This window comes from Acinetobacter sp. CAU_H_29a_1, assembly GCF_058599505.1.
Map to the genome: position 1 here is coordinate 1,531,445 of NZ_CM178655.1, position 13,528 is coordinate 1,544,972.

Sequence of the window (13,528 nt, forward strand, 5' to 3'; positions counted from 1 at the left end):
ATGTCAACTCAATTGCCGGTCATCAATTTAATGGGGCCAACTGCAAGTGGTAAAACTGCTTTGGCATGTCAGCTCTATGAGCAAGGAAACTTTGAACTGATATCTGTAGATTCAGCATTGGTTTTTAAGGATATGGATATTGGTACAGCTAAACCAACCAAAGAAGAGTTGCTGCAATATCCACATCACCTTATCGATATTATTAGCCCATTAGAAGTCTATTCGGCTGCAAACTTTGTTGAAGATGCGTGTAGTTTAATTGATGATATGCATGCACGAGGTAAGACCCCGATTTTGGTGGGTGGAACCATGCTCTATTTCAAGGCACTTTTAGAAGGTCTTTCAAGCAATTTACCGAGCGCAGATTATGCTGTTCGTGCTGAAATAGAAGCCAAGGGTGAAAGTGAGGGTTGGTCTGCGGTCTATGCGGAATTATGCAGTGTGGATCCACTGGCGGGCGAAAAATTTAAAGTGAGTGATAAACAACGGATTATTCGCGCTTTAGAAGTTTATAAATTGACAGGGCAGCCTATTACTAAACTTCAAGCTGAACAACCTAAAAACGTGCCTTATCGCTATAATTTTCATAATTATGCTTTGATGCCAGACCGTGCCGAATTGCACCAAAGAATTGCACAACGATTGAAAATTATGTGGGACATCGGATTTTTGAATGAAGTGGAAGCACTTATGAAAAAATACGATTTAGATGAAAATTTACCCTCTATGCGCTCAGTTGGGTATCGACAAGCACTCGAATTTTTACAGAAAGGAGATAAAACTGTCGAAAAACAACGTGAAATGGAGGATAAATCACTTTTTGCGACACGACAACTTGCCAAACGTCAATACACTTGGTTAAGATCTTTGCAAGAGGCACATAAATTTACAACGTATTCTACTATCACGCAGGCACAAGAAGACTTGCGAAACTGCTACGGATAAAGCAAAATTTAGCTACTATCTTTTTTATAATTTTTAATTGAAAAATAAAGATAGTTTTTTGCGCTGATTTTAAAATTTTTTTGGAGTTATAACATGTCTAAAGGTCAAACTTTGCAAGATCCGTTCTTAAATTCTCTCCGTAAAGAACGTATTCCTGTCTCTATCTTCCTTGTAAACGGTATTAAGTTACAAGGTCATATTGAATCTTTCGACCAATATGTTGTTTTATTAAAAAATACAGTAAGCCAAATGGTTTACAAGCATGCAATTTCTACAGTTGTTCCTGCACGTAATCCACGTCCTGCTGGTGCACCTGCTGGCGCTGGTCAACAAGGTAGCTTTGGCGGTCAACAAGGCGGCTTTGGCGGTCAACAAGGCGGCTTTGGCGGTCAACAAGGTGGCTTTGGCGGTCAACAAGGCGGCTTTGGTGGTCAACAAGGTGGCTTCGGTGGTCAAGGTGGCTTCGGTGGTCAAGGTGGCTTCGGTGGTCAAGGTGGCTTTGGTAGTCAAGGTGGCTTTGGTGGTCAAGGTGGCTTCGGTGGTCAATCGACTGGTTTTGATGGCGAATCAAAATTTGAAGACACTCAAGATGACGAAAATAATCGTTAATTGATTGTTAAAAAAGCCTCTCACATGAGATGCTTTTTTTATGTCTAATTTTTAGTTTTCGGCCAAGCGAAAAAAAGACCAGCATTAATGCTGGTCTTTTTATGTGTTCAAATTTATGACTTGTTGTTCTTACGGTCTAAGTTCGGATCTTTGATTTCGACATAAGCTCTGTTGCGTGTTTCGCGTAACCAGCTATCAAGCTCTGCATCAAATTGACGCTCACCTAAAATTTGACGGGCCATACGTTCTTGGTATTCAGCAGTCATGTCTTGTTGACGTGTTTCAGTCACTTGAAGAATATGCCAGCCAAACTGAGTTTGGAAAGGTTTGCTGGTTTGACCTACAGGCGTATTTTTCATGGTTTCTTCAAACTGAGGAACCATCACACCTGGGCTGACCCAACCCAAGCTCCCGCCATCACGTGCTGAACCTGTGTCATTAGAGTAGGTTGAAGCTAAGACTGCAAAGTCTTCACCTTTTTGAACGCGGTTATACAAGCTTTCGATCATTTGTTTAGCATTTTCAGGGCTAACCACTTCAGAGGGTTGAATCAAAATATGGCGTGCTTTGTATTGAGGTACAATTGCTTTTTGCTCAGCACCTTTGCGTTCAACTAATTTTAAAAGATGTACACCATCTCGTACTGTAATTAAATCTGTGGTTTGTCCCACTTGGAGTGGACTCACACGTGCTGCAAGCTCGCTAGGGATGTCAGAAAGTGCTCTAAAGCCCATATCTGCACCTTCAACTTTAGTGCCACCAGTACTGAACTTTTTAGCAATTGCAGCGACATCGTTGTCGTTTGCTAGTACTGTTTTAACTTGCTTCGCCACAGCGTCAGCATTGTCACCTGAAACACGCACATGTAGCACATGCACTTGGTTACCGAGTGCTGCTTGGCCTTGTGGGGTATTTAAGAAGTTTTTAACGTCTTGATCTGAAATCTGGATACGAGAGGTAACGATTTGCTGGCGTAAACGATTGATTGCCAAATCTTCAGCAACGCGACTACGCAAAGAAGCATAGGTTCCGGGTGCCATTTTATCGAGCTTTTGTTGGAATGCTTCCAGGCTTGTGCTACCAGATTGTTTTGCAACATTTAAAACCGCTTCATTCAAGCTTTTTTCATCAGGTTGAATGTTGTAACGTTTCACTTGCTCAAGCTGAGTCTGACGAATAATCAGTTGCTCTAATGCTTGTTGTGCCAAATATTGCTCTGGTGGGACTTGTTTCTTTTGGCTCTCAAGTTGATGTTTGAGCTCAGCCATACTTGCTTCTAAGTCACTCTTCAAAATGACACTGTTATCGACAACAGCAACAACTTCATCCGACGCATGTACAAAAGTTGGAATAGCGGTTGCGAGAGCTAAAGCCAAAGCACTCGCTTTAAAAAATTGTTTGAACTGTTTTGTCTTCATTAACGGTCTGTCCAAGTCTGATTAATATTGTTAAAGCCTAGAATACGATTTTCTAGTAATGATGAAAGTTTACTGTTGAGTCCGCCTAAGCCTTTAAGTGTAATTTCGGCCATAATTGCACGTTTAGGTTCTACACCTGCAGCATTGACGTCATCCAAGTCGTTATAGTACTCGCGACCATAAACGGAGATCCCCCAACAGCAAGACTCGTAATTGACACCAAGGAGGTATTCACGAGCGACATTGTTGTCTAAGTCATATTGAGCGTGGCCCATAATACGCCAGTTGTTATGGATCGGTTGTACAAAAGATGCAACCACTTGGTCGTAATGTTCTTGACGGTCTGCAATTTCTTTACGGTAGAAATAGCCAACGTTATAGAGGTTGCCTTTATCACCCGTAAAGTAAAGTTGTAAGTCGCGTTGCGCATTATCGCCATTTGCCATCCATGCTGAGTTTGCACCGAGGGTAAAGTTTTGCGAGAGCTGGCTAGATACGCTGACAATCGGACCAGAGTGATTTTCTGTGTCAAAGACATCTGCTGTTTGGTCAAGCGTTACGCGGCGGTCTTCGAAATAATAGCTTTGGCCCACACTGGCTTTTAAGCGCTCTAGACCCACCGTATCAAATAGGCTATAGCTTAAGCCCAGTGACAAGAAGTTATTGTCTTCTAGACGGTCATGGCCATAGAAGCGATTTGCACTAAATAACTGATCATAGTTTATCGATGCTGTTGCAGAGTCAAAGTTTGGTGCGCCATCTTGATTTTTATAGGGTGCATAGGCATAGAACATGCGTGGGCTTAACGTCTGTAAGAAAGTGCCTTCTTTTTCAAAAGTTAAACCTGCATCAAAAGTCACCTGTGGCACAACATAAGATTTGTCATTCGATGAGCGGTTGGTGTTGTCAAACTCATTGATGGTGTCTTGATCGTAGAATGTGTTCACATTGCGAATAGATACTTCAGGAATGGCGAAAGCCCACGGTGTACGGTAGTTATAGCGTACAGAAAAGTCATTATAGACACGGGTGCCGCTTGGTTCAAAGCTATCGTTGGTATCGCCGTCGATAGTCCCAAAGTCCTTTTTAAAGTAAGCCGTATCGTTGTTGAACTCGTATTCTAAGCCCAGTGCATTACCCGCTTTATAGTTGAGTAAGAACTGTGGTAAACGCGCATACGGACGGTCAACGTAGGGTGTGGTTTCGTCTAGTGTTTGGAAGTCTTCAACTTTTAGTTGGGCTTTTAGACCAGGAATTCCATTTTTATAGTTTAACTCCCACGCACGACGCAGGTTTAAGTCTGTTTTGGTGTTTGGGTTGTTACTTAGGTCAGTAAAGTAGTCTTTGTCTGATGCATAGTTATATTCAAGGTTGGTTGAGAACTGTTCATTGATTTGCCAGTTATGTAAAAAGTGCAAATCTTTACGGTCTTCATCGTCATATTTTCGGTCACCAGCTAAGTACCCCCCCAAAATTTGACCTGAACCAAAGTTTTCGGTCAAATAGCGAAACTCACCCTCAAACATTGGGCCGCGGTCGCTGATATAGCGTGGCGTAACGGTCGCGTCGTGGTTAGGAGCTAAGTTGAGATAAACAGGCACTGCAAGCTCGACACCACCATCATTGGTGAAGCCAAAACTTGGTGTCAAAATACCAGTAGTACGACGGTCATCAATTGGGAAGTTGAAATAAGGAACAGCGAGAACGGGTACATCTTTAACATAAAGTTTTGTACCACGTGTTTCACCACGTCCAGTTTCTTGATTTAACTTAATTTCGTCGGCTTGGATTTTCCATGTTGGCGATTGCTCTGGTGGGCAGGTGCTATAAGTTGCATTTTTTAGCGTGGTGGTCGTTTGTGACTCACGTAGGATTTGGTCAGCCCGCCCATGCGCATGTTGTTCTTCTGAAATATAGAAACTGTTTTTCAGATCGCCTTGTTGAGTTTTTAGGTTGTAATTGATTTGGTCGCTTTGCGCTAATAAGCCACTTTGCGCCATTTGTACACGGCCTTCAGCATTGGCAAAAGTCTGAGTCTGGTCAATGGTGATTTTATCGGCACGGATTTGACGACCTTCTTGATCAATCAGGACATTACCTTCAAGAACAGAGTCACCTTGTGGGTTGTAGTGACCATAGTCCGCTGTAATGGTGGATGTCGCACTGGCTGCGTCAGCAGCTTTGGTTTCAGGGCTTACAGGGGTTAACCATGTGCCTTGGCAATACGCGGAACTTAAGTAACGACCTTGGCGCTGTTGAGCTTCAGGAGATGACTTATCAACGTAGTATTGTTCGAAAAACTTTTGCCCAGGATAGCTTTCTTGTAGTGCTTGTTTTAGCGATTGTTGTTCGTCTGAAATAGACGTAGTTGGTGTTGCAGCATAGCTTGTGATTGAGCTACCACAAAGAAGGGTAAATATCGCAGTCGCTAAAGGATTAAATTTAAACTGATGCTTCATGTGTCTCATTTACCAAGTATGCTTAAAACGCAATTAATTATTGTCGCATCATAGAGAAAAAGTTGATAAGTGGCTACACTTAGCACTTTAAAAACTCAGCCTGTATTAGAATTTATCGCAAATGAATACACAACGTGAACAATTGATACAAACATGGATTTCATCTGTACTTGGTTCAGATCAATTTGAAATTAACTTTTTAGCAGGCGATGCAAGTTTCCGTCGTTATGCACGAATCAAGTTGAATAATAAAACATTTATGCTGATGGATGCACCACCAGAAAAAGAAGATTGTGTGCCTTTTGTGACGATTGATGAATTTTTTGATACGAACGGTGTTCGTGTACCACATATTGTGGCGAAAGATTTGGAGCAAGGCTTCTTATTGCTTGAAGATTTTGGTGATGTGCTACTGTCAACACAGCTCGATGACAAGACTGTTGATGCACATTATGAGCAAAGTTTTAAACAGTTGATTCAATTGCAATCTATTGATGGTGAAGGTCATTTCCCAGCTTATTCTTATGAGAAGTTAATGACCGAAATGTCGTTGTTGACAGATTGGTTATTGCCAAGTTTACAGATTCAACCTTCTGATGATGAGTCTGCGCTGATTAAACGTACATTTGCAATTTTAGCCAATGCTGCTTTGGCTCAGCCTCAAGTGATTGTACATCGTGATTTCCATAGTCGTAATCTCATGCTTTTGGCAGATGAACAAGAGCAGGGCGTAATTGACTTTCAGGATGCTGTGATAGGTGCAGATACTTATGATCTGATCTCAATTACACGTGATGCGTATGTACAGTGGAATCCTGAGCGCGTTTATCATTGGTTTAAAGTGTTTTATGACCTATTGCCAGCTTCTGCCAAAGAAGGGCGTGACTTTGAACAGTTTAAGCAAGACGCTGACCTGATGGCAATTCAACGTCATATTAAAATTTTAGGTATTTTTGTGCGGTTATTTGAACGTGACGGAAAATCAGGTTATTTGAAAGATTTGCCACGTGTGATGTGGTATTTACTCGAAGAAAGCAAACCTTATGCAGAACTACAACCTTTCATAGAATTTATTTGCGATAAAGTGATGCCAAAATTTGAAGCAAAATATGGCAAATATGAGGTTGTTGCAGCATGAAAGCGATGATTTTGGCCGCTGGGCTTGGAAACCGTATGCGTCCTTTAACATTATATAAACCGAAACCGCTGCTTGAAGTTGGTGGCAAACCACTGATCGTTTGGCATATTGAAAAACTCAAGCAAATTGGGGTCACAGAAATTGTGATCAATTCTGCCTGGTTGGCCGATGTGTTGATTGGTGCACTTGGCGATGGTTCGCAGTTTGGTGTGACTATTCGTTGGACGCGTGAAGAAGAAGGGCTTGAAACAGCGGGTGGTATTATTAATGCTCTACCACTGTTGGGGACAGAACCGTTTATTTTAGTGAATGGCGATGTTTGGACCACTTTTGATTTTGCGTCTTTACTTGATGTGCAGTTGGACACTGATTTTGCGCATCTCGTATTTGTACCCAACCCGACACAGCATCCCAAAGGCGACTTTATCTTAAATCAAGGGCGTGCTTATACCTTTGAACAAGAGCAGTCGGGTGAGGCGCTAACTTATAGTGGTGTTGCTGTTATTCACCCACAGATGTTTAAGGGCTTGGAAGCAGGTAAGCGTCCACTGGCTCCATTGCTAAAAGAAGCGATGTCTGCTGGAAAAGTTTCTGCTGAGAAAATGCAAGCCGCATGGGTGGATGTTGGCACACCTGAGCGATTAAGTGATCTAGATCTACAGATTCGTCAAGGTATGTACGTTTAAGTGCATAATCACTAAGCGTTAGCTACTGTTCCACGGCTGAGAAATCGGTATACTTCAGTTTAATTTTATTGAGATGTCTTCTTTATGCATCCATTTTTTCAAGACTTAAAGCAAGGTAGTCAAAAGCTTGGCTTAGATTTGAGTGAAGAAGCATTAAATTTATTGCTGAAGTATCAAGACGCACTTGTGCTGTGGAACAAAGCTTACAATTTAACAGCGATTCGCGATCCTAAAGAAATGCTGGTGAAGCATTTATTAGATAGTTTAAGTATTTTAAAAGATTTGCCGAAAGGTCGTTTGCTGGATATTGGTACAGGCGGTGGTATGCCGGGCATGATTATTGCTCTATGCCAACCTGAGCGTCAATGTGTTTTGCTCGATTCAAATGGCAAAAAAATTCGTTTTTTAAAGCAGTTTATTGCAGACTTAAAATTAACCAATGTAATTGCAGTTCAAACGCGTGTTGAGAATGAAGATAGCATCCATGATTTGGGTCAGTTTGATGTGATTACCAGTCGTGCATTTGCCTCTTTAACCGATTTTATCAATGCATCGAAGCCTTATATGCACCAAGACAGCATTATTGCGTCGATGAAAGGCTTGGTTCCGCATGACGAAGTTGAAGCGTTCAAAAACGAATTTAGTTGTGACATTATTGCGTTAAAAGTTCCACGTTTGGACGAACAACGACACTTACTTTTATTAAAATGTATCTAAAAAAATTCAAAGGATTGGGCGGGTCATGGCACAAATTATTGCGATTGCGAACCAAAAAGGTGGTGTAGGTAAAACCACAACCGCAGTAAATTTGGCTGCATCTTTAGCAGTACTTAAAAAGCGTGTTTTATTGGTTGATATGGACTCGCAAGGCAATGCGACCATGGGTTCAGGCATTCAAAAAAATGACCTACTGTATTCAGTGACCGATGTTCTACTGGGTGAAGTACCTATAGAGACTGCAATTACCAAGGCGGAAGTGGGTTATAAGGTCTTGGGTGCAAACCGTGATTTGGCAGGAGTTGAACTTGCGATTGCTGAGCAAGAAGGGCGTGAGTTTATTCTGCGTGATGCGTTGCAAGAAATTGAACAAGCATATGACTACATCATTGTGGACTGTGCGCCAAGCTTAAGCTTGATTACGGTTAATGCACTGGCAGCAGTGGATGGTGTGATGATTCCAATGCAGTGTGAATATTATGCGTTGGAAGGCTTGGCAGATTTAACACAGACCATTGATCGTATTCAACAAGCATTAAATCCTGAGTTAAAAATTATTGGTGTTTTACGCACCATGTATGATGCACGTAATGCACTGACACGTGATGTGTCTGAAGAATTAGAACAATACTTTGGCAAAAAACTCTATGACACCGTCATTCCACGTAATGTGCGTCTAGCTGAAGCACCTGCGCATGGTTTGCCAGTGATTTATTTTGAAAAAAGCTCGAAGGGCGCAGTTGCTTATTTACATTTAGCAGCTGAAATGATTAAGAAAAGCAAAGTGAAAAAAGGAAGTAACGCATGACCGTTAAAAAACGTGGGCTGGCAAAAGGTCGTGGTTTAGATGCCTTACTCGGTTCCATTCAAAAAGAGAAATTACAACTTGAAGCACAAGCTCTTGATCACGGTCAGCTAAAACAAATTGATGTGCATCTATTACAACGTGGTGAATATCAGCCACGTCGTTTTATTAATGAGCAAGACTTGCAAGAGTTAGCGGCATCGATTGAAAAACACGGTGTAATGCAGCCGATTGTGATTCGTCCAATTGATAATGAAAAGCACCCCTATGAAATTATTGCGGGTGAGCGTCGTTGGCGTGCAGCTCAACTTGCTGGGTTAACGCAAGTTCCAGCCATTGTTCGTGATTTAACAGACCAAGTTGCAATTGCACTGGCGTTGATTGAGAACATTCAACGTCAAGACCTTAATCCGATTGATCAAGCAATGGCTTTACAGCGTTTTCATGAAGAGTTTGGTTTAAGTCATCAAGAAATTGCAGATACTGTGGGTAAAGCGCGTACCACGGTGAGTAATTTACTACGTTTATTAAGTCTAGCTGAACAAGTTAAAGACTTTATGCAGCAAGGATTGCTGGACATGGGGCATGCCCGTGCCATTTTGACTTTGAAAGGGAAAGATCAACTGAAAGTCGCAGAATTGGTGATAGAGAAGAGTTTATCTGTTCGCCAAACTGAACAATATGTCCGTGATCTCAATGCGCCTAAACAAGAAAAATCCAAAACGGAAATGGCACCAGATCTTCAACAATTGACACAGCGCTTAACAGATCGTTTTAGTGCAAATGTCAAAATTGATCATAATAAACAAGGGAAAGGCAAGCTCACGATTCATTATCATTCACTCGACGAGTTGGATGGTATTTTGAATATTTGCTTAGCTGAATAATTTTATTTTCTATTTCTAAATACTTGGGGAAGTGTTATGTGGGAATTGGTCAAAGCAGGTGGGTGGCTTATGCTGCCCCTTGTTCTCTGTTCGATCTTTACTGTTGCGATTAGTTTAGAGCGTTTTATTCGCTTGAAGAAATCCACTATTTTACCGAAAGATTTGCTATTAGGTGCAGCGCAAAGCGTACAAATGGTTTTGCCTAAACTTAAACAAAATCAAGATTTACAGGCAACGACATTGGGTCGTATTTTGGAAGCTGGGTACCAAAGTAAGGCACAAGGTGAACAGTTCGCACGTGCGCAGATGGAAGCAACGGCCTCTCAGGAAATTGGTTATCTTGAAAAAAACATCAATTTTTTGGGAACATTGAGTGCTGTCGCGCCTCTTTTAGGATTGTTGGGGACGGTACTCGGGATTATCGAGTCATTTTTAATGATTGATATTGGTAATAGTAGTAATCCAACACTGATGATTCCGGGGATTTCTAAAGCACTGATTACAACAGCGGCAGGAATGTTCATTGCGATTCCGGCACTATTTGCTTATCGTTATTTTCAGCGTTTGGTTCAAGAATATGTTGCTGAATTAGAACAGCAATCGACTTTATTTCATGCGGCTTTATTTTATAAGCAAACAGAAACTGTGCTTGAAAACCAAGATGATGTTGTTGTGAAGCAAGCGAGCTAAGGTGAAGTATGAAATTCAAACGTTCACAAGTTGAAGATGTTCATATTAACCTTACACCAATGATTGATTGCTTATTATTTATTTTGGTGTTTTTATTGCTGACCACCACCTTCAATCAATTTAGTCGTATGAATTTAACCTTGCCCGATGCGCAAGGTGTTCCACCGAAAACATTTGATCATAAAATTGAAGTGGTGGTAGATTCCACAGGGCATTATTCAATTAATGGTCAGTCTATTGCATCGAAAGATGTTTCAGAATTAAATACCGCAATTAAACAGATTTCCAATGACCGTCGTGATCTAATGTTTGTGATTGCTGCGGATGCAAAAGCAACCCATCAGGATGTGATCCGTGTGATGGATGTGGCTGGTCAGTTGGGATTTGTAAATATCAATATTAGTACCAAAGTGCCTTCTCGAGGTTATTAGTGAAACACGATTTAAAAGTTTATCTACGTCTACTGAGCTATTTAAAACCGTATTGGGGCGTAGCGATTCTTGTGGTGATTGGTTTTGCTATGAATGCGGCGACAGAAGTTTCTGTCGCTAAATTACTTGAAAAAATTATTGAAGCGATTCAACACCGTGATCAAGGTTTTACGACATTGTTCCCAATTTTGGTTGTTGTGGTAATGTTCTTCCGTGGGCTGGGTTTGTTCATGGGAGGCTACTTTACAGCGGTCATTTCCAGAAACTTGGTCTTTAATATTCGCCAAGAAGTTTTTGCCAAATTATTGCGTCTTCCCTCGCAGTATTATCTGGACAATAACAGTGGTCATATCACTGCGAAAATTATGTATAACGTGGAGCAGCTTACAGCCGCATCTACAGAGTCATTAAGAACTATTGTTCAGCAAGGTCTAATCACTCTTGCATTGCTCGGTTACCTGATTTATAGCAACTGGCGTCTGACTTTGTGTATTTTGATTTTTGCGCCACTGATAGGTTTGCTTATTCGTAAAGCAGCAAAGCGTATGCGTAAGCTTTCCATTCAAGTCCAAGACACCATGGGGGATGTCAATCACGTGGTACAAGAGACAGTCAATGGTCACTTGGTGGTGAAAGGTTTTGGTGGTCAAGGGTATGAGCAACAACGTTTTAAAGATACCTCATTGGAGAATTTACGACGCGGTTTGAAAATGGTGGTTGTGCAACAGCTCAATAGTCCAATTGTACAGTTGATTATGTCCGTTGCTCTGAGTATTGTGATGTGGATCGCACTACGCCCAGAAATTTTGCAAGATACCAGCGCGGGTCAATTTGTGGCGTATATTACTGCAGCAGGTATGTTGAGTCGGCCAATTAAAGCATTGACTGATGTGAATGAAAAAATTCAACGGGGTATGGCGGCAGCACATTCCGTCTTTGAAATTTTAGATTTGCCTGAAGAAAAAAATACTGGGACTTTAACTCCAGTACTGAAAGGTAATATCGACTTTAAAGATGTGAACTTAGTTTATGTGGATGGTTATCAAGCGCTGCATGATTTTAATCTGAGTGTCAAAGAAGGTGAGACGATTGCTTTAGTGGGGCGTTCTGGTGCTGGTAAAACGTCTCTAGTGAATTTACTGGTGCGTTTTCAAGATACGACCTCGGGTCAAATCCTCTTTGATGGTATCGATATTCACGATATTGAAATCAATAGTCTGCGTACCCAAGTGGCAATGGTCAATCAGCAAGTGGTTTTATTTAACCGCACTGTGCGTGACAATATTGCCTATGGGCAGCTTGAAAATGCCTCTGATGAAGAGGTAATTGCAGCGGCAAAAGCAGCTTATGCACATGACTTTATTATGGCTTTACCACAAGGCTACAACACCAAGTTGGGGGCACAAGGTCTCAATTTATCAGGCGGTCAACGCCAACGTATAGCCATTGCTCGTGCGATTTTGAAAAATGCGCCTGTACTGATCTTAGATGAAGCTACCAGCGCGCTTGATAATGAATCAGAGTATTTTATTCAGCGTGCCTTCGATGCTGCAATGCGAGATCGTACCACGATTGTCATTGCGCATCGTTTATCCACTATTGAGAATGCAGACCGTATTGTGGTGATGGATAAAGGGCGTATAGTAGAGCAAGGTACACATGCTGAACTTATTGCTAAGCAAGGTGCTTATTATCAACTCCATCAGCGTAATTTTGAGGAAAACTAAGTCATGTCAGGTGCACGGTTTATTCAGGATGCTTGGAACTCACAGGCAAAGTGGTTAATTGTGCTTCGTCCGCTGTCTTGGTTATATCGTGGCGGTTTTCTTTTAAACCGTAAGTTGTATCGGTGCAATATTAAAAAAGCCTATACGGCTCCTGTACCTGTCATGGTGATTGGTAATATTACTGTGGGTGGGAGTGGAAAAACCCCTCTGCTTATTCACTTGGTGAGTTATTTACAAAATAAAAATATTCGAGTTGGGGTGATTAGTCGCGGTTATGGTGCCAAAGGACCATTTCCGACGATGGTGGATCTCAACTCATTGCCTGAAAATGTAGGTGATGAACCAACACTCATCGTGCAATCCACTGATGTGCCGATGGCAGTGGGTCCAAATCGCCAAGAAAGTATTGAACTGCTTTTATCTCACTATCCCATTGATCTGATCATTAGCGATGATGGGCTGCAACATTGGGCATTGAAGCGTCAAATTGAATGGATTGTCTTGGATAATAATCGTGGTCTTGGTAATGAAAAATTATTGCCCGAAGGTTATTTACGAGAGCCAAAATCTAGACTGGATCAAGGTACAGTGATTGAACATGCAGATCATCCTACTCGTACTATGCACATGCACTTAGAGGTTGCAGAGCCTTACTTGTTGAATAGTACTGAGGCAAAAGCATTCAATCCGCAAGATGATTTTTATGCAGTCGTGGGGATCGGGTTTCCGCAGCGCTTTTATCGTACTTTAGAGCGTATGGGAGTACAGCAATTCCAGTGTCATGAGTTTGCCGATCATTATGAATATGAGTTAGAAGATTTGGTTTTTGACGATGCCAATCCCATCATTACCACTGAAAAAGATGCAGTGAAAATTTTAGCACTGCTCAAACAAAATCCTAGTTTTGCCCGCGATATTTGGGTTGTTCCTGTCGATGCAGTGTTATCGACGGCGTGTTATGACACCTTACATCAACAGCTCGCCGCTGTAGGTATTGAAATTTCTTAAGGTCTATT

General features: G+C 41.5%; 13 protein-coding genes. 11 read left to right on the forward strand and 2 right to left on the reverse strand.

The window, feature by feature from the left end:
- Both miaA and hfq read left to right on the forward strand, forming a co-directional pair.
- On the forward strand, positions 1 to 945 hold the full coding sequence (miaA, locus tag AC4MDD_RS07530; RefSeq protein WP_114836902.1) for a tRNA (adenosine(37)-N6)-dimethylallyltransferase MiaA: 945 nt from the start codon (positions 1 to 3) through the stop codon (positions 943 to 945).
- Positions 946 to 1,038: 93 nt separating this feature from the next.
- Positions 1,039 to 1,554, forward strand: a complete 516-nt coding sequence (gene hfq, locus AC4MDD_RS07535) for an RNA chaperone Hfq (RefSeq protein WP_058869749.1) — start codon at positions 1,039 to 1,041, stop codon at positions 1,552 to 1,554.
- Between the two features lie 113 nt (positions 1,555 to 1,667).
- Here the strand turns inward: hfq and AC4MDD_RS07540 are convergent, their stop codons facing one another.
- Positions 1,668 to 2,972: a peptidylprolyl isomerase gene (locus AC4MDD_RS07540; protein WP_114836901.1), complete on the reverse strand. Its 1,305-nt coding sequence runs from the start codon at positions 2,970 to 2,972 to the stop codon at positions 1,668 to 1,670.
- Positions 2,972 to 5,431 carry an LPS-assembly protein LptD gene (locus tag AC4MDD_RS07545; protein WP_491882497.1) on the reverse strand — a complete coding sequence of 820 codons (2,460 nt, stop codon included), beginning with the start codon at positions 5,429 to 5,431 and terminating at the stop codon, positions 2,972 to 2,974. Before AC4MDD_RS07545 ends, AC4MDD_RS07540 begins: the two co-directional genes overlap by 1 nt.
- A gap of 121 nt (positions 5,432 to 5,552) precedes the next feature.
- Between AC4MDD_RS07545 and AC4MDD_RS07550 the strand changes: the two genes are divergently transcribed.
- The 9 genes from AC4MDD_RS07550 to lpxK all read left to right on the forward strand — a co-directional run bounded on the left by AC4MDD_RS07550 (position 5,553) and on the right by lpxK (position 13,520).
- Positions 5,553 to 6,569 carry a phosphotransferase gene (locus tag AC4MDD_RS07550; RefSeq protein ID WP_279043796.1) on the forward strand — a complete coding sequence of 339 codons (1,017 nt, stop codon included), beginning with the start codon at positions 5,553 to 5,555 and terminating at the stop codon, positions 6,567 to 6,569.
- Entirely contained in the window at positions 6,566 to 7,255 is a 690-nt protein-coding gene (gene murU / locus AC4MDD_RS07555) for an N-acetylmuramate alpha-1-phosphate uridylyltransferase MurU (protein WP_491882498.1), read from the forward strand. Before AC4MDD_RS07550 ends, murU begins: the two co-directional genes overlap by 4 nt.
- A gap of 84 nt (positions 7,256 to 7,339) precedes the next feature.
- Positions 7,340 to 7,972 (forward strand): 16S rRNA (guanine(527)-N(7))-methyltransferase RsmG, encoded by a 633-nt coding sequence (rsmG, locus tag AC4MDD_RS07560; RefSeq protein WP_491882499.1) that lies wholly within the window; start codon positions 7,340 to 7,342, stop codon positions 7,970 to 7,972.
- Between the two features lie 25 nt (positions 7,973 to 7,997).
- The gene (locus tag AC4MDD_RS07565; protein ID WP_004696827.1) at positions 7,998 to 8,780 is read left to right on the forward strand and encodes a ParA family protein; all 783 of its coding nucleotides are present in this window, start codon (positions 7,998 to 8,000) and stop codon (positions 8,778 to 8,780) included.
- Positions 8,777 to 9,664 (forward strand): ParB/RepB/Spo0J family partition protein, encoded by an 888-nt coding sequence (locus AC4MDD_RS07570; RefSeq protein WP_058869745.1) that lies wholly within the window; start codon positions 8,777 to 8,779, stop codon positions 9,662 to 9,664. The genes AC4MDD_RS07565 and AC4MDD_RS07570 overlap by 4 nt, the downstream gene beginning before the upstream one ends.
- Before the next feature lie 36 nt (positions 9,665 to 9,700).
- A complete protein-coding gene (locus AC4MDD_RS07575) occupies positions 9,701 to 10,354 on the forward strand; it encodes a MotA/TolQ/ExbB proton channel family protein (protein ID WP_058869744.1) in 654 nt (217 codons plus the stop codon).
- Positions 10,355 to 10,362: 8 nt separating this feature from the next.
- Entirely contained in the window at positions 10,363 to 10,785 is a 423-nt protein-coding gene (locus AC4MDD_RS07580) for an ExbD/TolR family protein (protein ID WP_004696832.1), read from the forward strand.
- Positions 10,785 to 12,512 (forward strand): lipid A export permease/ATP-binding protein MsbA, encoded by a 1,728-nt coding sequence (gene msbA, locus AC4MDD_RS07585; RefSeq protein WP_114836896.1) that lies wholly within the window; start codon positions 10,785 to 10,787, stop codon positions 12,510 to 12,512. Before AC4MDD_RS07580 ends, msbA begins: the two co-directional genes overlap by 1 nt.
- 3 nt (positions 12,513 to 12,515) lie before the next feature.
- A complete protein-coding gene (lpxK, locus tag AC4MDD_RS07590; protein WP_491882500.1) occupies positions 12,516 to 13,520 on the forward strand; it encodes a tetraacyldisaccharide 4'-kinase in 1,005 nt (334 codons plus the stop codon).
- Positions 13,521 to 13,528: the final 8 nt, after the last annotated feature.